This is a genomic window from Streptacidiphilus jeojiensis (genome assembly GCF_042510965.1).
GTDB lineage: Bacteria > Actinomycetota > Actinomycetes > Streptomycetales > Streptomycetaceae > Streptacidiphilus > Streptacidiphilus jeojiensis.
On record NZ_JBEUKS010000001.1, the window covers coordinates 307,784 to 326,649 of the forward strand.

Sequence of the window (18,866 nt, forward strand, 5' to 3'; positions counted from 1 at the left end):
TACATCCGGAGAGGCGCACCCGTGACCGACACGCAGTCAGTTGCCGCAATACCGTCCGTCTTCGCCCTGGTCGGAAGCGGCTGGCGCTCCGAGTTCTTCCTGCGGCTGGCCCGGCAGGCGCCCGGGCGGCTGCGGGTCTGCGGGGTGGTCACCCGCGCCGCGGAGCGCGGCGCCGAGATCGAGGCCGAGTGGGGCGTGCCCACCTTCCGCACCGTCAAGGAGCTGCTGGCGGCGACCGCTCCGGACTTCGTGGTCCCCTGCGTGCCCTGGGACGTGGCGGCGGAGGTCACCGTCGAGCTGGTCGAGCGTGGCGCCAAGGTGCTGACCGAGACTCCGCCGGCGGCGGACCTCGACGGGCTGCGGCGGCTCTGGGCCGCGGTCGGCGACTCGGGCGCGGTGCAGGTGGCGGAGCAGTACATGTGGATGCCGGCCCATGCGGTCCGCGGCGAGCTGGTCGCCCGCGGCGCCATCGGCCAGGTGGGCTCGGTGCAGGTCTCCTCGACCCACCTCTACCACGCGGTGTCGATCATCCGCCGGCTGCTCGGCGTCGGCCTGGCCCCGGCCACGGTGCGCGCGCAGTCCTTCACGGCGCCGCTGGCCGACCCGCTGAGCCGGGACGGCTGGAGCGGCGACGCCGCCCCCAAGCCCGCGGCGACCACGCTGGCCACCCTGGACTTCGGCGGCTCGATGGGGCTGTACGACTTCACCGACAACCAGTGGTGGAACCCGCTGCGGGCGCGCCGGATCACCGTCCGCGGCTCGCTGGGCGAGATCGTCGACGACCGGATGACCCGGCTGGTGGACGAGCGCACCGTGGTGGAGTCTCCGCTGGTGCGCCGGCGCACCGGGACCGACCTGAACCTGGAGGGCGTGGACCTGGACCACATCAGCGTCGACGGGCAGGTGCTGTGGCGCAACCGCGTCTTCGGGGCGCGGCTGTCCGAGGACGACCTGGCCGTGGTCGACCTGCTGCTGGACACCACGGCCTGGAGCCGGAGCGAGGGTCCGGCCCCCTATCCGCTGGCCGAGGGCTGCCAGGACCACGCCATCAGCCTGGCCGTGCTGGAGTCGCTGCGGACCGGGGACGCCGTGACCACCAGCGCGGAGGCCTGGACCGTCTAGGCCGCCGCCTCGGCGGGCGCGGGGGCCGCACAGCGGCTTGAACGTGGTCACGTTTTGATCACGGGTCCAGTCCAGTTGTGGGCAATCTTTCATGTCCCTGCCACCTTTGTCGGGGCGTCAGTCCATCTGTCCGGCCCAGAGTTCAGCCCGTCGTGTCCTGCCCACCGATCCGGAGGACCCCGTGGCCCCCGTCACCCGCCGTACCTTCCTCGGCTCCGCCGCCGCCCTCGGCGCGGCCCTCGGCCTGGAGGCGGTGGCCGGCTCCGCGTCCAGCGCCGCGGCCGCCGCCACCGGCACCATCAAGGACGTCAAGCACGTGGTCGTGCTGATGCAGGAGAACCGCAGCTTCGACCACTACTTCGGCACCCTCAAGGGGGTGCGCGGCTTCGCGGACCGCAGCACGGTGCCGCTGTCGGGCGGCTACTCGGTCTTCAACCAGCCCAACGGCAGCGGCCGCCAGTACCCGTGGCAGCTCAGCGCCACCAACACCTGGTACTTCGGCGCCGCCCCGGAGACCCTGGCGCAGTGCGACGGCTCGCTGGACCACGGCTGGCCCACCCAGCACAGCGCCTGGAACGGCGGGAAGATGGACAACTGGATCTCCGCCAAGGGCTCCAGCCGCACCATGGGCTTCCTGAACCGCACGGACATCCCGTTCCACTACGCCCTGGCCGACGCGTACACCATCTGCGACGCCTACCACTGCTCGATCCTCAGTGCGACCGGCCCCAACCGCACCTACCTGTGGGGCGGGATGATCGACCCGGGCGGCACCGCTGGCGGCCCGGCCTACGACGGCGGCTCGGAGTCCGGGCTCAGCTGGCAGACCTACGCCGAGACGCTGCAGAACGCCGGGGTCAGCTGGAAGGTCTACCAGAACGCCAGCGACAACTTCGGCGACAACGGACTGGCGTACTTCAAGCAGTTCGCCAACGCCGCCAGCGGCAGCACGCTCTACCAGCGCGGCATGGCCTCGGTCCCGTCCACCGGCTCCACCCCCGACGACATCGCCGCCGCGATCAAGGCCGACGCGCTGGCCGGAACCCTGCCCCAGGTCTCCTGGGTGGTGGCCAACCAGGCCTTCTCCGAGCACCCGGACGCGCCCCCGAACGACGGCGCGCACTTCATCAACCTGGTGCTGCAGGCCCTGGCCGCAGACAGCGACGTGCTGGACTCCACCGTGCTGTTCCTCAACTACGACGAGAACGACGGCTTCTTCGACCACGTCCCGCCGCCGGTCGCGCCGTCCGGGACCGCCGACGAGAGCTACAGCGGCACGCCGATCGGGCTGGGCTTCCGGGTCCCGATGGTCATCGTCTCCCCGTGGACCCGCGGTGGCTGGGTGGACTCCCAGGTCTCCGACCACACCTCGGTGATCCGCTTCCTGGAGACCTGGACCACCGCCCTGGGCACCCCCGCGATCTGCCAGAGCATCAGCGCCTGGCGGCGCAAGGTCTGCGGCGACCTCACCGGCGCCTTCGACTTCGCCAACCCGGTCTCCGGCCTGCCCGCCCTGCCGTCCACCAGCGCCACCATCGGCCAGTCGTACTGCAACATCCTGATCAACCCGAGCCCCGGCAACAATGCGATGCCCACCCAGGAGGCCGGCACCCGCCCCGCGCGCGCCCTGCCCTACCAGCCCAACGGCTACCTGGACCACATCGAGTACGACTCCGGCGGCCAGACCCTGGTCTGGATCAAGATGGCCAATCAGGGCGCCCCGGCCACCTCCGCCGCCCACTTCTCCGTCCACGCCAACGCCTACCGCACCGGCGGTCCCTGGCAGTACACCGTGGACCCGGGCGGCACCGCCTCCGACTTCTTCAACCTCGGCACCGGCTACGGCAACGGCAAGTACGACCTCACCCTGGTCGGCCCCAACCGCTTCCTGCGCCACTTCGCCGGCGACACCACCGCCGCGGGCAGCAAGGCCGAGGCCGTCCCCTCCTTCGCGCCCGCCCCGGACACCGGCAAGCAGGCCGTCTGGTTCGCCCTGTCCAACAGCTCCACCGCCCAGGTCACCTTCACCATCACCGCCACCGGCTACCGCACCGACGGCCCCTGGACCTACCAGGTCCCGGCCGGCGGCAGCGTCTCGGACTACTTCAACGCGGTGGCCTACAGCAGCGGCTGGTACGACTTCACCGTCACCGTCAGCAGCGACCCCGGCTGGAGCCGCCGCTTCACCGGCCACATCGAGACCGGCGCGGCCAGCGTCAGCGGGTAGCCCGTCGGCGGCTGCTCCGTCAGGGGCGCGGCGCCCCGGCCAGGATCCAGCGGTAGAGGGGCTCACCGGGGCAGTCGGTGTCGCGGCCGTCCCGGTGCCCGACCACCTGCGGTCCGGCGGCGCCGCGCTCGCGCAGCCAGTCGACGGCGTCGCACAGCCCGTGCAGCAGTGCCGGGCCCGGCTCGGTCAGACCGGAGTCGCCGAGCATGGCGCAGACCGCGTAGTGGGCCCGGTTCAGCCGGCGGTCGCCGTTGGCCCCGCTCTCGCGCCGGGCGCCGCGCCCCTCGAAGACCCGCCCGTGCGGGCAGACCAGGGCGTTGTAGGCGATGTCGATCCAGCCCTGCACGGGATCGGCCAGGTGCATCGCCTGGATCTCCCGGACCCGGGCGGCGCAGCGGTGGTGCTGGTCGGGGCGGACCAGGTCGGCGGGGACCTCACGGCCCTCGTAGTGGATCTTCACGCCCAGGGCCCTCGGCAGGGCGCGCCACTGCTGCGACGGCGGCAGCGCGCCCCACTCGGCGCGGGTCACCAGGTTCTCCATGAAGCACTACTCCCCCGCCGGGACCGCGCCGACGCCACCGGCCGCGCGCACGTGGACCCCACTGCCGCTTCTGCCGGGCGGCGTGGGGTCCACGTGCCCGGGCGGCGGGTTGCGACCAGCGCCGTCCGGGCGCCTCAAGGGTGGCACGTACACGTCATACAATTCAATCCCTCGCGTACGATTCCTTCTCACCGCTCGCTCACGAGCGTTACATGTTCGCCAGAGCCGGTTCCGGCTGGGGCGGGGTCATCCGCCACACCAGCCACCCCAGCACCGCCAGCCCGATCACGGCCGCCGCCAGCGGCAACTCGGGTCCGGAGGCCGGCAGCCAGCTGCCGACGAAGGGGTTCCAGGGCTGGACCGGCAGCGGGTTCCCGCCCTTGAGGCCCTGCTGGTAGCGCAGCATCGCGGTGTAGAAGGTCAGCAGTTGCAGTGGCAGCAGCAGCAGGACGTAGGCGCGGGTCAGCGTCCGCAGGTGCGCCTCGCTGAAGACGCCCCGCTCGACCAGCAGGTACGCGCCCAGAATGGGCACGCCCAGGATGGCCGGCAGCCCGTAGCGGCCCTGGGAGAGGTACCAGCCCTGGCTGATCGGGCCGACGTCGCTGGCGATCAGCACCCCGAAGGTGCCGATCACCAGGATGCCCAGCCGGATCCGGTCGAGCCTGCGGGTCAGCACCACGGCGGTGAACAGCAGGGCTCCGAAGGCGCAGAACCAGACCGGGAAGACGATCGCCGGCGGTGAGGTCTCCCCGAATCCGACCAGCCCGACCATGCCCTTGACCAGGTACTCGCCCCGGTCCCAGGTGTCCACGCTGAGGGCCGCGAAGACCTTGTAGGCCAGTGAGCGGTCGCCGCTGGTGGAGACCGCGTCGCCGGCCGGGTCCTGCCACAGGGTCCACAGCGCGCCGGCCGCCACGGCGACCGCCACGAAGGTGCCCCAGCGGCGGACCAGCCGCAGCCGGGTCAGCCGGCGCAGCCGGTCCCGGTCCATGCCGAGCGCGGCGACGCCGACGATCAGGGCCAGCCAGAGGATGCCGCCGAAGCGCACGGTGGCCACGATCGCCGCTCCCAGCGAGGCCAGCCGCACCAGGTTCGCCGACCGCTGCCGTCCGTCGACCAGCAGGACCAGGGCGGTCCAGAGCACGGCGGCGCCGCCGATCTCCAGACCGGCCGGGTTGATGGCCGGTGCCAGGTTGATCGCCACCGGGGTGAGCGCGACCAGGAGCCCGGCCAGCATCCGCCGTCCGCGCCGGGCCATGGCCGTGATCGCGAAGGCGGCCGCGAACAGGGCGCTGACCATGGCGTCGGACAGCAGCCTGGCGAGGTAGATGCCGGTGGAGTTCGGCCACAGCCGCAGCGGCTGACCGACGATCACATAGTAGATCGGGTTGTAGTACCCGGCTCCGGACGGTATCTCGACGATGGTGTGCTCGTCCTGGGTGCGGCCGGCCGGCGGCGAGCAGCTGGCGGCCAGGCCCGGGTCCTGCTGGAAGCAGGCCGAGCCGGACGGGGCGTTGGGGGCGAGGCTGCGGGGGACCTTGATCAGCGGGGTGCCGGCGGCCGGGCCGCCGGTGGCCTGGGTGTCGACGGTCACCAGGTCGCCGTGGAAGACCAGCTGCCCCCCTGCGGCGCTGTAGGCCCGGGCCACATGGCGCGCCTCGTCGGCGAAGCCGTCGTAGGGCACCGCGAGGCCCCAGCCGATGCCGAGGACCAGGAAGCCGACGAAGGCCCACCAGAAGACCCGGAGCGGGGTCCACCGCTCCTTGGCCCCTCCGGGCTCGGCTACGGCAGAGGGGTTCGACCCGACAGCAGCGACAGCCATGGTCCTCGACAATCCGATTCCGCGCTGACATGTGTACGTGTGGCACGACAGGACCGATACGGAGATCAGACAAGCCTTCGGCCGAGTCGGGCAGACCATACACCGGCGACCTGGGAAGACCCAGGGAACCAATGGTTCCGGTCCACACGTGTTCACTCTTCGGACACCCACGCTAGGGGGTGGTCGCGGTCGGATCCGGTGGGGTCGTGTCGGTGGCTGAGGGGTCGGGCGGGGTCGGCAGCGGCACCGAGGCCAGGCCGATGTCGGGCTGGCCGGAGAGGGCTCCGCTGATCGCCTGCTTCCAGATCGGGCCGGCCAGCGTGCCGCCGAACGCGTCGGTGACGTACACCCCGCCGTAGGAGCGGTTGTTCAGGCTCTCCAGCGGAGCCTTGGTGTCGCTGACCACGGCAGCCCCGGCGAGTTGCGCGGTGAAGCCGGTGAACCAGACCTGGCGGTGCCCGTCGGTGGTGCCGGTCTTGCCGGCGTCGTCGCGGTCGGACAGTCCGGCCGGTGCGCCGGTACCGTCCTGGACCACGCCGTGCAGCATGGTGGTGATCGCGTCCGCGGTGTCGGAGGACATCGCGGAGGTGCAGGAGGCTCCGGGCACCGGCAGGCTCGCGCCGGCGGGCGTGGTGACCGAGGTCAGCGCGACCGGGGCGCAGTAGTTGCCGTGCGCGGCGAAGGTCGCGTAGACGTCGGCCATCTGCAGCGGGGTGAAGTTGTTGGTGCCCAGCGTCAGCGACTGGACCTGGTCCACCGGCTTCAGCCGGCCCGAGGCGTCGGGCAGGGCCTGCGATCCCAGGCCGAGCCTGCGGGCCATCCGGACCACGTTGCACAGCCCGGCGTCGGCCTCCAGCGGGACGAAGTAGGTGTTGACCGACTGCGCCATCGCGGTGGGCATGTCGAAGGGGCCGACCAGGTCGGGGCTGTCGTTCTGGTCCCCCGGCACCTGCGGCAGGGTGCTGCCGTCGCAGGTCTGCATGGCGGGGTAGTCGTCCTGGTAGGGCGCCGGGTAGACCTGGTCCATGCCGATGCCGTTCTCCAGGGCTGCGGCGGCGGTGACCGGTTTGAAGGTCGAACCGGTCTGGAAGCCGCTGCCGCCGCCCATCAGCCGGTCGACGTTGAGGTTGAGCTCGGTCTCGTGGTCGCCGGGGCCGTAGGGGCGGCTCTGCGCCATCGCGATGATCTTCCCGGTGCCCGGCTGGACCAGGGTGATGGCCGCGGCGGCCTGGTCGGTGGCGTAGACGTGGCTGGTCACCGCGGACTGGGCGGAGGCCTGGGCGGTCGGGTCCAGCGTGGTGTGGATCTGCAGGCCGCCGGTGTCCCACAGCGCCTGCCTGGCCTCCGCGGTGGCCCCGAAGGCCTTGTTCGCCAGGAAGACGTGCTTGACGTAGTCGCAGAAGAAGGCCTCGCCGGTGCCGGCGGTGATGCAGCCCTGCCGCGGCGGGCTGGCGTCCAGTCCCAGCGGGGCGGCCTTGGCCGCGGCGGCCTGGGCGGCGGTGATGCTGTGGTTCTCGACCATGGTGTCGAGCACGGTGTCCCGGCGCTCCTTGGCGGTGTCCGGGTCGCGCAGCGGGTCGTAGCGGCTGGGCGACTGCACCAGGCCGGCCAGCAGCGCCGCCTGCGGGAGGGTGAGGTCGGCGGCCTGGACGCTGAAGTAGCGCTCAGCCGCGGCCTCGATGCCGTAGGCCTGCTCACCGAAGAAGGTGATGTTCAGGTAGTCCTCGAGGATCTGGTCCTTGGACATCCGCTCCTCGAGGCCGATCGCGTACTTCATCTCCTGGATCTTGCGGCCCAGGGTCTGCCGCTGCGCCGTGAGCACCTTGGCCTGGTCGTCCCCCGCCTCCTCGACGAAGACGTTCTTGACGTACTGCTGGGTCAGCGTCGAACCGCCCTGGGCGACGCCGCCCGATCCGGCGTTGGTCACCAGCGCGCGCAGGGTGCCCTTGAGGTCGACGGCGCCGTGCTGGTAGAAGCGGCTGTCCTCGATGTCGACGATGGCGTGCCGCATCACCGGTGCTATTCGGGCCAGCGGAACCACGGTGCGGTCGCGTGCGTACACCCGGGCGATCACCCCGCCGCCGGCGTCGTACAGGGTGGAGGCCTGGGCGAGCACCGGCGCGGTCAGGCTGTCCGGGAGCTGGTCGAACGAGCCGGCCGCCGACTTGGCTCCGTAGCCGACGGCGCCGACCAGCGGCAGGGCCAGCACCGCGACCAGGGCCCCGGCCAGGACGCTGGCGCCGAGCAGGCGGATGCACAGGCCCGCCTTGCCCAGCCGGGAGCGGGAACGCTGATGACTCCGGGTCATATCTGCACCGTCACGTCTGCACCGTCATCTCTGTACCTCGGGCTGCTCCGGCTGTCAGGGGGCGGCGGCCGGCTCCGGTTCCAGTTCGCCGGCTGCCAGCGCCGCGGCCCGCAGCGCGGAGCGGTCCACACCGGCCCAGCCCGCGTCCATCAGCATCTGGGTCCCCTTGACCGCGATCAGCTCGCAGTCGTCCACGACGTGGACCGGCAGGTCGGACTCCTTGCGCACCGCCTCCACCAGGCCGTGCAGCCGGGCGCCGCCGCCGGTGAGCACGATGCCGCGCTCGTAGACGTCGGCGGCCATCTCCACCGGGCAGCCCGCCAGGACCGCGGTGACCTGGTCGCAGACGGCCGCCACGGCACGGGGCAGCAGCACCTCGTGAAGCTCGCCCACCGGCAGCATCAGTCCGCGCGGGCGGGCGGTCACCGCGTCCTGGCCGCGGACCGAGACGGTGTCCCGGGCTCCGCGCAGGGTGGTCTTCACGGTCTGCGCCGCGGCCGCCCCGATCACCACCTGGTGCTCCTCGCGCAGGTGCCGCAGCAGCAGCGCGTCCAGCGCGTCGCCGCCGGTGCGCGTGGAGCGGGAGGCGATCACCCGTCCGTAGACCACCAGCGCCGCGCTGGTGTGCTCGGCCCCCAGGTCGACCAGGACGCTGGCGTACGGGGTGTTCACCGCGATGCCGGCGCCGACCGCCGCCGCCAGCGCCTGCGGCACCAGCCGGACGTCGGAGAAGCCGACCTCCCGGCAGAGCTGGCGCAGCGCGGCGGCGCCCAGGTCGGTGACGGCCGGGGAGACGCACACCCCGACCCGCCCGCCGTAGGTGAGCCTGGCCCGTCCGGACTCGCGCATCAGGGTGCGCACCATGATCTGGGTGACCCGCTGGTCGGCGACGGTTCCCCCGCTGGTTGGACGGCACAGCTTGAGGGCGCCCCAGGTGCGGCCCTCCATGGCGACGGCGTCCTCGCCCATGGCGAAGATGCTGTCCTGGCCCTCGAGCACGACCCTGGCCGGCATCGACGCCACCGGGGCGCCGGCGCCTCTGCGGACGCGCAGGGACGAGGCACCCAGGTCAATGGCAGTACAGGATCGAAGCGTGGACAAGCGTTCCTCCCTGGTTGGTCGCCCCGCGCCGCAGGCCGTCGGTGCCGGGTCCGCGGGACCTGGAACGATCACACCCCCGCGGCCGCGGGACCGCCACGCGGCCGGTCCGGACGGGGGAACGCGGGGCGCTCCGAGTCGGCCACGCACGGGGAGCTGAGCCGTTGGTTGATCGCTGCGTAATATGCTTTGTCCGTACTTGCCCTCCTTTGGTGTTCTGCCTCTGGTGTTGTGACGTGGTTCAACCGGTCCTGTCCGCCCGGACCCGGAAGGGACGGCCCGATGGCTGACGAGCTGGGCAGCGCGACCCCGCCGCTGCGTGGCGACGCCGTGCTGGGCAGCGCCGGGATCGGGGTGTGGCGCTGGAACCGGCCGCAGGCCCTGCTGGAAGTCGACCCGATCGCGGCCGGACTGCTCGGCGTGGACACCGCGACCGAGCGGCTCGGCGTACCGCAGCTGCGCTCGCTGCTGCACGCCGAGGACTACGTGCGGCTGCGCTCCACCGCCGAGCTGGCCATCGCCGAGCAGCGCCCCTTCGACGTGCGGGTCCGGGTGCTCACCGCCACCGGCAAGGTGCGCCGGGTGCTGCACCTGCAGGTGGTGCCCGCCGCGCCCGGCCAGCCGTGGCCGGTGCAGGGAACCGCGGTGGCCGGGCATCTGGCCGACATCTGCGAGGGCGACCTGTCGGCGACCGTGCCGAGGGTCAACCGGGACCCGGACCCGGCGGACGGCGCGGAACCCGGCACCGCGTCGGCGGGGGGCCTGGACGCGGAGCTGCGGCAGATCGACACGCTGAACCGCGCACCGTCCTCGTTGCGCACCGAACGGCTCCCCCACCCGCTCGGCGCCGACCCGCACGCCTCCCACGGCACCGCCCGCGGCCTGGACCCGGGGCCGGGCCCGACCAACCTGCGCCGCTCCCGCGAGGCCTTCCTGCTGGACGCCGGACGGGCGCTGGCCGAGGCCGGCACCACCGCCGAGGTGCTGCGGGTGGTCGCTTCGCTGTCGATGCCCGGCTTCTCGCCGGACGGCCTGGCGGTGTTCGGCGTGGACGGCGGCACCCTGTCCATGGTGGGCCAGCACGGCTACGAGCTGAACGACGACTCGGCGTTCACCATGCCGGTGGAGACCGACTACCCGGCCGCCGTGGTGGTGCGCACCGGGCGCGCGATCTACATGTCCTCCCCCGAGGACTACCGGGCCCGCTTCCCCGCGGCCTGGCCGCTGGTCCAGGGCTTCGGCCGGCAGGCCTGGGCGTTCCTGCCGCTGGTCGCCACCGGGCGCACCACCGGGGCGTGGATGGCCTCCTTCCGCACTCCGGTGCGGTTCACGCCCGACGAGCGGGCGGTGCTGTCCACGGTCGCCCGGATGCTGGCCCACGCGCTCGAGCGGGCCCACACCAACGAGGCCGAACGGGCGCTGTCGCGCGGGCTGCGGCGCAGCATGGGCACCGGATCGCCGGCCGCCGAGGGGATCAGCGTGGCCACCCGCTACGTGCCCACCGGCGGCGGGCTGATGGTCGGCGGCGACTGGTACGACATCATCAACCTGCCCGACGGCCGGCTGGCGCTGGTCATCGGCGACGTGCAGGGCCACGACGTGCACGCGGCCGGGCTGATGGCGCAGTTGCGCACCGCCGTGCACGCCTACGCCACCGAGGGGCACCGCCCGGACGCGGTGCTCGCCCGCACCTCCCACTTCCTGGCGGCGCTGGACGACGACCGCTTCGCCACCTGCATCTACATCGAGGCCGATCCGGCGAGCGGCACCCTGTCCATCGCCCGGGCCGGCCACCCGCATCCGGTGCTGCGGATGCCCGACGGCACCTGCATGATCCGGCATGTGGACGGCGGGCTGCCGCTGGGGCTGGCACCCGAGGGCGAGGACTACCCGGTCACCACGCTGGAGCTGCAGCCCGGCGAGGTGATGATGCTGTGCACCGACGGGCTGATCGAGACCGGCGGCCACGACATGTACACCGGCTGGATCCGGGTGCGGGACGCCCTGTCGCCGGGGCCCACCGGCGACCTGGAGGGCATGGCGGACCGCCTGATCGACGCGGTGCACGGTCCCGCCTCGCACACCGGGGCCGGGCATCTGGCGGACCGGCGCGAGGACGACATCGCCCTGCTGCTGCTGCGCCGCGACGTGGTCGGCCAGAGCCAGGCCGTGACGGGCCGGCGCCTGGTGCTGACGGTGGCTCAGGACCAGGCCGACCGGATCGCCGGGGCCCGCGAGGAACTGCGCGCGATCATGCACGACTGGGCCGTGCCGGACCAGGCCGACGCCACGGTGCTGCTGGCGACCGAGCTGCTGACCAATGTGCTGGTGCACACCGACCAGACGGCGGCACTGGTGGCGACGATGACCGGGCAGGTGGGCTCGCGCCGGCTGCGGCTGGAGGTGGCCGACGGCAGCGACGAGCTGGCGCACCGGCGCTCGCCGGGCGAGATGGCCTCCTCGGGGCGCGGCCTGATCCTGCTGGAGCTGCTGTCCGACCGCTGGGGGATGGAGCCGCGCGGCGAGGGCAAGTGCATCTGGTTCGAGCTGGACGAGGTGCCGGGCGCGGCGGCCGGGGCCGGCCCGGCTCTGTGAGGTGCCGTCAGCGGGCGTGGACGGCCACGAAGTCGCGGCTGGAGACGTCGTAGTAGCGGTACGGGCCGCGGACGAAGTTGACCAGGTTGTGCGGCACCGGGTCGTGCGGCCGGCGGGAGGCGTCGTAGGACATGAAGGAGGGCCAGCTGAGGTTGATGTCCAGCATCATCGCGGTGACCGCTCCGGCCCGCTGCAGCAGGGTGGCCAGTGACTGCACCGAGAGCAGCCGTCCGCCGACGTAGACCAGGTCGCCGTTGCGGTCCACGCCGATCCCGGAGCGGGCCACCATCGCGTTCCCGCCGTCGGTGAGCCCCCAGGTCTCGGTCCCGCCCCGGTACACCTCGTCGGTGACCTGTCCGTCGGCCACCAGCGGTACCAGGCACTGGCGGACGCCGACCACGTCGGGCCGCATGGAGACGCTGCGGTTCCACACCCCCACGGTCAGCGAACCGTCGCGGTGGAAGACCTCGGAGGCGGCCCCGGTGCGCAGTCGGCCCACGGTCGTCCCGTCGAGGTAGAAGCCTCCGTGCGCGTCGCCGTTGGAGACCTTGAACCCGCCGTTCCAGGTGGCGACCAGGCCGGTGCGCTGCTGGTCGGGGACGGTCGGCGGGATCCGCCAGGAGCCGCCGGGCTCCTGCGAGCCGGGGTGCAGGTCGAAGCGCAGCGCGTCCTGCTTCATCCACACCACGCCGACCGGGAACCGGGTGTCCTGGGCGTCCGGGCGCACGGTCGTGCTCTGGACCACCGGCCGGCCCTTGACCTGCACCAGCGCGCTGAACCGGCCCTCGCCGGGTTCGGCCGGGGAGACCAGCGGACGGACCGCCGGGTGCAGCGGCACGACCGGAAGCGGCGCCGGCGGCGGACTGACCATCGCGTGGCGCACCGCTGCCGCGGCCGAGGCGGAGGGCGGTGCCGGGTCGGCGCCACCGCCGCAGCCCGTCAGTGACAGGACTGCGGCCAGGGCCGCCGCGCGGCGGCGCGGGTTCATTTGGCGTACACGGCGGTGAAGTCGCGGCTGGTCGACTCGTAGTAGCGGTTGGCGGGGCGCTCCTGGGAGTCGAGCAGCTTGACCGGGGTCGGGTTCTTGGGGTCCGGCGTGGGCTTGTAGTACATGTAGGACATCCAGGCGGGGTTGATGTCCAGCTGCATGGCCCGCACGCAGCCGGCCCGCTGCAGCAGGTCCGCCAGGGTGCGCACGGACAGCGCCGGACCGTAGACGTAGACCACCCGGCCGTCGTGGGTGATCCCGACGCCCGAGCGCCAGACGAAGTACTTGCCGGCGATGGTCAGGCCCCAGCCGCTCTCCACGTTCTGGTCCACCCCGGCGGGGACGCGGCCGTGGTCCACGATCAGGTTCAGGTTCTGCCGCACGCCGGCGACCTGGGGGGTCATCCGCTCCTCGGTGCCCCAGGAGCCGATGTCCACATGGCCGTCCTTGTAGTAGACCAGCGAGGCGCCGTCGTCGGCCAGGGTGCCGTGGGTGATGCCGTTGAGGTAGAAGCCGCCGCGTGCCTCGCCGACCTTGAACCCGCCGTTGAAGGTGGCCATCAGGCCGGTGCGCTGGCCGGCCGGGACCGAGGTCGGCACGCCCCAGTTGTCCGGGCCCGGGTCGACCTCGCCGGGGTGCAGGGCGAACCTGAGCAGCCGCTGGTCCATGGAGACCGCCGCGGCGACGTAGGAGGTGTGCTCGTCGTCGGGGCGGACGTAGGCGCCCATCAGCGCGGGGGTGCCGCGCACGCTGCCCAGGACCTCCCAGGTGCCCTCCCCGGCCAGCGGGGTGCCCGCGGGCGAGACCAGCCGCGGTGGCACGACGGCCTTCAGCGCCGAGGTTCCGGAGCCCGCCTGCGCGGCCGCGGCGCCCGCGGGCTGCAGCGCGCCGGTGGGGGTGCCGCCGACCTTGGGCGGATGCGCCTTGTACTGGGCGCTCTCCAGGAAGGTGACCAGCGGTCCCAGCTTGTGGTCGCGCCCCCATTCGGCGACTCGGGCGGCCATGCTGTCGTCGCCGGGGGCCGCCATCGCGCTGCCCAGCGACCAGCCGAGCCAGCCGAGGAACACCGCCGTCAGCGCCAGCACCGCCTGGACGCTGCGGTGCGCGAGGAGTCTGCGGATCCACCCTCGTCGGCGGGGCGGCGCGGGGGCGTCCGGTTCGTCGGCGACGTCCTGACCGGTCTGGGGAATCGGCGACGGCTGCACGCGGTTCTGCTCCCTGCGGTGGGGGCCGGGCATGGTCCGGCGGCGGTCCCGGGCGCGGTGCGGCCGGGGCGTTCCCCCCGGTTCGATGCTCCCCCCGGTCCAAGCTAACGGCGCATCAGCGAAGCCGCTCGTCGGAGTGGGCGGTTCGAGGGACCCACCGGCGCCGGAGGCGGTCCGGCGCCGGAACCCGGTTCAGCCCGCCGCGGTCAGCGACACCACGGCCTCGCTGGTGTGCAGTTGGAAGGTCAGCGTCTCCTGGAGGTAGAGCTCGACCCCGGTCTCGCTGTGCGACCGGTAGCCGATGGAGAGGTCCTGGCCCAGGTGCAGCTCGTAGTCCCCGCCGCGGGTGGAGAGCAGGAACGCGCCCTGGATCGCGGGTGCCCAGACGATCTCGCCGTCCACCAGCAGCCGGGACAGGTGGGTGAGGATCGGGAAGCCGTGGTCGGCGGTCTCGCTGACGGCGGTGTAGGCGTCCGCGCTGAGCAGCAGCGAGTAGGGGCCGTCGACCCCGGCCAGCCGCAGGGCGCTCAGGGCGCGGCTGACCGCGTCGGGATAGTCGCGCACGTCCGACGGCAGCGGCAGCTCGGGGTTGGAGGATCCGGGCCGCATGCCGGTCATGCCGGCCTCCGGGTAGCCCTCGAAGACGACGCGGTCCTCGGCGAAGGCGGCCTGGCGGGCGGCGTCCTTGACGGGCTGCCAGTCGGCGTCGGCGGCGCCGCGTTCCACGCTGTCGACGGCGGTGCGGTCCACGGTGAACGGGATCCGCAGCTCCACCAGGCGCTGGACGTCGCGCAGCGCGGCGCTGACGCCCTCGGCGGGCGCAGCGACGGCGGTCTGCCGGCCGGTGCCGACCGCGGCGAGCTCGGTGCCGGCCGGGCCGTTGAGGTCGACCACGCGGCGGCCGGCGACATGGCGTTTGAAGGTGCGTCGGGCCTCGTCCTCGATCTCGGCCCAGGCGGCGTCGGAGACGGGTGCGAGTGAGCGGTGGAGGTTGTTCACTGCGGGGTGCTCCTTCGAAGGCTGCCGATGCCCAGGGACGCGGCAGGTGACGGGGGTGCCGACGGCTCGGACGCGGGCGGCTCGGGGGCGGGCGCCGGGACGGGCGCGGCGGGGTCGGCCGCAGTCGACCCCGCCCGGGCGGGCGGGTCGGGGAGGTCGTCCAGGAAGTCGGCGGACGGCGCGAAGAACAGCGTTCCGGTGACGGCGGTGGAGAAGTCCAGGATCCGGTCGTAGTTGCCCGGCGGGCTTCCCACGAACATGTTCTCCAGCATCTTCTCGGTCACCGCGGGGGTCCTGGCGTAGCCGATGAAGTAGGTGCCGTACTCGCCGCGGCCCAGCGATCCGAACGGCATGTTCTCGCGCAGGATCTGACGCTCGGTGCCGTCCGGGTCGGTGATGGTGTTCAGTGCGACATGGGAGTTGGCGGGCTTGACGGCGTCGTCCAGTTCGATGTTGTCGGCCTTGGTGCGCCCGATCACCCGCTCCTGCTCCTCGGTGGACAGGGCGTTCCAGGCGGTCATGTCGTGCAGGTACTTCTGCACCAGCAGGTAGCTGCCGCCGGAGAAGTCCGGGTCCTCCTGGTCCACCAGAACTGCCCGGACCGCGTCGCGGCCGCTGGGGTTCTCGGTGCCGTCGACGAAGCCCAGCAGGTCGCGCAGGTCGAAGTAGCGGAAGCCCTGGGTCTCGTCGACGACGGTGGCGGCGCCGGACAGCCGGCTCACCACCTGGCCGGCCAGCTCGAAGCAGGCGTCCAGTCGGGGCGCGCGGATGTGCAGCACCAGGTCTCCAGGGGTCGACACGGTGCGGTGCCGGGATCCCTCGAAGTCGCGGAACGGATGCAGTTCGGCGGGGCGGGGACCGTCGAACAGGCGGTCCCAGGCGTCCGAGCCGATCCCGGCCACGCAGGCCAGGCCGCCCTCGGGGATCCGGAAACCGACCGAGCGCTGCAGCCCGGACAGGTCCCCCAGCAGGTCGCGCACCTCCTGCTCGCCGCCGGGGTCGATGGTCAGCACGAGGATGATCGCCGCTACCGTCAGCGGGCTCACCACCGGTTGGGGCTCTGCACGTTCCTTGTTCTCTGAGCCGGCTGTCGTGGCAGGTGGGAGCGCGGAAGTCATGGCACCCACCCTGCCGCGCCCGGAGGTACCCGGCAACCGATCCCGGCGCCCCGGCGGTACTGCGTGGGGTCCTGGTTCGGTGCAGTACTGCTCCGGAACTACTCCGGGTACTGCGCGGCCGGCGCCTGCGCCGCCAGCCCGGCGGTGTCGGGGCCGTCCGCGTCGCTCTCGCCGAACAGCGTTCCCAGCACCAGTCCGGCCGCGCCCAGGGCGACCACCTGCTCGCCGGCATCGGTGACGGTGACGCCGACCTGCTGCCAGCCGGGGTCCGGGAGCCGCTCGCGGACGACGGCGCGGAACAGGTCCGGGTCGGCCAGGACCGCCTCGCCGGCGAGGACGACCTGGGCCAGGTCCAGCAGGCGGACCAGGTTGGCGATCCCCTCGCCGAGCAGGTCGGCGGCCCGGCCGCGGTCGCCGTCCGCCAGCGCGGCCCGGCACAGCGCCTCCAGGCAGCCGTGGTTCCCGCAGGCGCAGCGCGGTCCGCGCGGGTCGATCACCTGGTGGCCGAACTCCCCCGCGTTGGTACGGGCGCCGCGCTGCACCCGGCCGCCGAGGACCAGCCCGGCGCCGAGGCCGTCACCCAGATAGACGAAGGCCCGGTCGGGGGCTCCGGGGCGGCTGAGCACGCCGGCGGTGGTGTCCTTGTCCAGGAACACCGGCAGCCCCAGCCTGGCGGCCAGTTCGGCGCGCAGCGGTATACCGTTCCAGCCGGGCAGCCCGGTGACCTGGTGCAGCACCCCGGTGCGCTGGTCCAGCGGCCCGGGGCAGGCGACGCCGACGCCCAGGACGCGCTCCCGGGGGAGCTCCGCGATCACCGCCTCGACCTGCGCCGCGATCAGGTCCAGGGTCTGCTGGGGAGTGGCCCCCGAGGGGTCGAAGCGGGTCGCGGTGGCATCGACGATCCGGCCGGCGAGGTCGACCAGCACCAGGGTGCTGCCGTGCCGGTGCAGTTGGACCCCGACCACCCAGCGGGCCTGCGGGACCAGCCGCAGCAGGGTGCGCGGCTTGCCCCCGGCGGAGGGGACCCGGCCGGCCGGGGCGATCAGGCCCTCGGCGGCCAGCCGTTGCACGATCTTGCTGATGGCCTGGGCGGTCAGCCCGGTGGCCAGGGCCAGCTCGACGCGGCTGATCTCGTCCGCGGCGCGGATGCGCCCGAGGACGGCGGCGGTGTTGTGGTCGCGCAGCGCGGTGAGGTTGGCCATGACGTCATTATGCAGGCGGCTTGCGACTTAGTCCACACTGTTGCTTTACTGGGGGCATGGCAGATTCCACTTCGCTCTCCCCCGTCCCCGCCGGCCCCGTCCTGCGCGTCGGACTGGTCGGCTACGGTCTGGCCGGCTCGGTCTTCCACGCACCCCTGATCAGCACCACCCCCGGCATGGAGCTCACCGCCGTCGTCACCGGCAACCCCGAGCGCCAGGCCCAGGTCCGCAAGGACCACCCCGGTGCCACGACCGTCGCCACCGTCGACGAGCTGTGGCCGCTCGGCCTGGACCTGGTCGTGGTCGCCTCCCCCAACCGGACCCACGTCCCGACCGCCACCGCGGCGCTGCAGGCCGGTGTCGGCGTGGTCGTGGACAAACCGCTGGCGGTCACCGCGGCCGAGGGCGAGGCGCTGGCCGCACTCGCCGAGCAGCGCGGACTCCTGCTCAGCGTCTTCCAGAACCGCCGCTGGGACGGCGACTTCCGCACCGTCTCCGAGCTGGTCGGCTCGGGCCGGCTGGGCACGGTGGGCCGGTTCGAGTCGCGCTTCGAGCGCTGGCGCCCGCAGCTCAAGGGCGGCTGGCGGGAGCTGGGCGATCCGGCCGAGGGCGGCGGACTGCTCTACGACCTGGGCAGCCACCTGGTGGACCAGGCGCTGACCCTGTTCGGCCCGGCCGTCGAGGTCTACGCCGAGCTGGACAGCCGCCGTCCGGGCTCCGACGCCGACGACGACGCCTTCGTCGCACTGCTGCACTCCGGCGGCACCCGCTCGCACCTGTGGATGAGCGCCGTGGCCGCCGACCTCGGCCCCCGCTTCCGCGTCCTGGGCAGCGAGGGCGCCTACGTCGTCGACGGCCTGGACGGCCAGGAGGCGGCACTGCGCGAGGGCCGCACCCCCGCCGACGCCGACTGGGGCGTCACTCCCCCCGAGGAGTACGGCCGACTGGGCGCCGGCAACACCACCGAGCCGTATCCCACCCTGCCCGGGACCTACCAGAGCTACTACGCGGGGATCGCGGCGGCGCTGCGCGGACAGGCACCCGTGCCGGTGGAGCCCAGGGACGCGGTCGCGGCCCTCACCGTGCTGGAGGCGGCCCGTCTCTCGGCCACCGAGCGCCGGACGGTGACGCTGTGACAGCGCCGGCGACACCGACCCCGGCGGCCGGCCCCACCACGGCCGAGCTGGAGGCCCAGGAGTCCCGGCTGCAGCTGACCCGCTTCGACAACGACGACGCCTGGCGGCTGGGCTGCCTGCTGGTCGACCTGTGCCGGGAGGCAGGGCACCCGGTCGCGGTGGACATCCGCCGCGGCGAGCAGCAGCTCTTCCACTGCGCCCTGCCCGGCAGCAGCGCCGACAACGACGCCTGGATCGAGCGCAAGATCCGCGTGGTGCGCCGCTTCGGCGAGAGTTCCTACCTGGTGGGCCAGCGGTTCCGCGACAAGGGCAGCAGCTTCGAGGAGAAGTCCCGGCTCGACCCTGACCGCTTCGCGGCGCACGGCGGCGCCTTCCCACTGCGCATCGTCGACGTCGGCGTGGTGGGCACCGTGGCGGTGTCGGGGCTTCCGCAGATAGCCGACCACCTGATGGTCGTCGAAGCCCTGGAGCGCTTCCTCCAGGGGTCCTGACGACATCTCAGTCC

14 protein-coding genes are annotated in these 18,866 nt (G+C 73.1%); 5 read left to right on the forward strand and 9 right to left on the reverse strand.

Annotation, left to right across the window (positions count from 1 at the left end; all coding sequences use genetic code 11):
- Window positions 1-21 precede the first annotated feature (21 nt).
- Both ABUW04_RS01425 and ABUW04_RS01430 read left to right on the forward strand, forming a co-directional pair.
- Window positions 22-1,122 (forward strand): Gfo/Idh/MocA family protein, encoded by a 1,101-nt coding sequence (locus ABUW04_RS01425; protein ID WP_380561856.1) that lies wholly within the window; start codon window positions 22-24, stop codon window positions 1,120-1,122.
- A 181-nt stretch (window positions 1,123-1,303) separates the two neighbouring features.
- Complete coding sequence (locus ABUW04_RS01430; protein ID WP_380561858.1) at window positions 1,304-3,349, forward strand: phosphocholine-specific phospholipase C; 2,046 nt, start codon at window positions 1,304-1,306, stop codon at window positions 3,347-3,349.
- Between the two features lie 19 nt (window positions 3,350-3,368).
- Here ABUW04_RS01430 and ABUW04_RS01435 read toward each other — a convergent pair whose 3' ends face one another.
- From ABUW04_RS01435 to ABUW04_RS01450, 4 genes are all read right to left on the reverse strand, one after another.
- A complete protein-coding gene (locus ABUW04_RS01435; RefSeq protein ID WP_380561860.1) occupies window positions 3,369-3,890 on the reverse strand; it encodes a peptidoglycan recognition protein family protein in 522 nt (173 codons plus the stop codon).
- Window positions 3,891-4,098: 208 nt separating this feature from the next.
- Complete coding sequence (locus ABUW04_RS01440) at window positions 4,099-5,712, reverse strand: DUF2142 domain-containing protein (protein ID WP_030262612.1); 1,614 nt, start codon at window positions 5,710-5,712, stop codon at window positions 4,099-4,101.
- Between the two features lie 172 nt (window positions 5,713-5,884).
- Entirely contained in the window at window positions 5,885-8,020 is a 2,136-nt protein-coding gene (locus ABUW04_RS01445; RefSeq protein ID WP_380561863.1) for a transglycosylase domain-containing protein, read from the reverse strand.
- Window positions 8,021-8,074: 54 nt separating this feature from the next.
- Window positions 8,075-9,268 carry a rod shape-determining protein gene (locus ABUW04_RS01450; RefSeq protein WP_380561865.1) on the reverse strand — a complete coding sequence of 398 codons (1,194 nt, stop codon included), beginning with the start codon at window positions 9,266-9,268 and terminating at the stop codon, window positions 8,075-8,077.
- Window positions 9,269-9,400: 132 nt separating this feature from the next.
- On the opposite strand from ABUW04_RS01450, the gene ABUW04_RS01455 reads away from it, so the two are divergent.
- A complete protein-coding gene (locus tag ABUW04_RS01455; protein ID WP_380561867.1) occupies window positions 9,401-11,713 on the forward strand; it encodes a SpoIIE family protein phosphatase in 2,313 nt (770 codons plus the stop codon).
- A 7-nt stretch (window positions 11,714-11,720) separates the two neighbouring features.
- Here the strand turns inward: ABUW04_RS01455 and ABUW04_RS01460 are convergent, their stop codons facing one another.
- The 5 genes from ABUW04_RS01460 to ABUW04_RS01480 form a co-directional block, all read right to left on the reverse strand.
- Window positions 11,721-12,701, reverse strand: coding sequence for a phosphodiester glycosidase family protein (locus ABUW04_RS01460; protein WP_380561869.1), 981 nt, complete (start codon window positions 12,699-12,701; stop codon window positions 11,721-11,723).
- A complete protein-coding gene (locus ABUW04_RS01465; protein WP_380561871.1) occupies window positions 12,698-13,906 on the reverse strand; it encodes a phosphodiester glycosidase family protein in 1,209 nt (402 codons plus the stop codon). The genes ABUW04_RS01460 and ABUW04_RS01465 overlap by 4 nt, the downstream gene beginning before the upstream one ends.
- A gap of 192 nt (window positions 13,907-14,098) precedes the next feature.
- Window positions 14,099-14,905 (reverse strand): family 1 encapsulin nanocompartment shell protein, encoded by an 807-nt coding sequence (locus ABUW04_RS01470; RefSeq protein ID WP_380561873.1) that lies wholly within the window; start codon window positions 14,903-14,905, stop codon window positions 14,099-14,101.
- Complete coding sequence (locus ABUW04_RS01475; RefSeq protein WP_380561875.1) at window positions 14,902-16,023, reverse strand: Dyp-type peroxidase; 1,122 nt, start codon at window positions 16,021-16,023, stop codon at window positions 14,902-14,904. Before ABUW04_RS01475 ends, ABUW04_RS01470 begins: the two co-directional genes overlap by 4 nt.
- 98 nt (window positions 16,024-16,121) lie before the next feature.
- Entirely contained in the window at window positions 16,122-17,225 is a 1,104-nt protein-coding gene (locus ABUW04_RS01480) for an ROK family transcriptional regulator (RefSeq protein ID WP_380561877.1), read from the reverse strand.
- Window positions 17,226-17,281: 56 nt separating this feature from the next.
- On the opposite strand from ABUW04_RS01480, the gene ABUW04_RS01485 reads away from it, so the two are divergent.
- Both ABUW04_RS01485 and ABUW04_RS01490 read left to right on the forward strand, forming a co-directional pair.
- Window positions 17,282-18,361 carry a Gfo/Idh/MocA family oxidoreductase gene (locus tag ABUW04_RS01485; protein WP_380561880.1) on the forward strand — a complete coding sequence of 360 codons (1,080 nt, stop codon included), beginning with the start codon at window positions 17,282-17,284 and terminating at the stop codon, window positions 18,359-18,361.
- Entirely contained in the window at window positions 18,358-18,852 is a 495-nt protein-coding gene (locus ABUW04_RS01490) for a heme-degrading domain-containing protein (RefSeq protein ID WP_380561882.1), read from the forward strand. Before ABUW04_RS01485 ends, ABUW04_RS01490 begins: the two co-directional genes overlap by 4 nt.
- Window positions 18,853-18,866 lie beyond the last annotated feature (14 nt).

Bases quoted from the DNA above. Each gene is read 5' to 3' on its own strand.
- ABUW04_RS01435 (WP_380561860.1), bottom strand. From the start codon at position 3,890: ATGGAGAACCTGGTGACCCGCGCCGAGTGGGGCGCGCTGCCGCCGTCG.
- ABUW04_RS01440 (WP_030262612.1), bottom strand. From the start codon at position 5,712: ATGGCTGTCGCTGCTGTCGGGTCGAACCCCTCTGCCGTAGCCGAGCCC.
- ABUW04_RS01445 (WP_380561863.1), bottom strand. From the start codon at position 8,020: ATGACCCGGAGTCATCAGCGTTCCCGCTCCCGGCTGGGCAAGGCGGGC.
- ABUW04_RS01455 (WP_380561867.1), top strand. From the start codon at position 9,401: ATGGCTGACGAGCTGGGCAGCGCGACCCCGCCGCTGCGTGGCGACGCC.
- ABUW04_RS01460 (WP_380561869.1), bottom strand. From the start codon at position 12,701: ATGAACCCGCGCCGCCGCGCGGCGGCCCTGGCCGCAGTCCTGTCACTG.
- ABUW04_RS01475 (WP_380561875.1), bottom strand. From the start codon at position 16,023: ATGACTTCCGCGCTCCCACCTGCCACGACAGCCGGCTCAGAGAACAAG.
- ABUW04_RS01480 (WP_380561877.1), bottom strand. From the start codon at position 17,225: ATGGCCAACCTCACCGCGCTGCGCGACCACAACACCGCCGCCGTCCTC.
- ABUW04_RS01485 (WP_380561880.1), top strand. From the start codon at position 17,282: ATGGCAGATTCCACTTCGCTCTCCCCCGTCCCCGCCGGCCCCGTCCTG.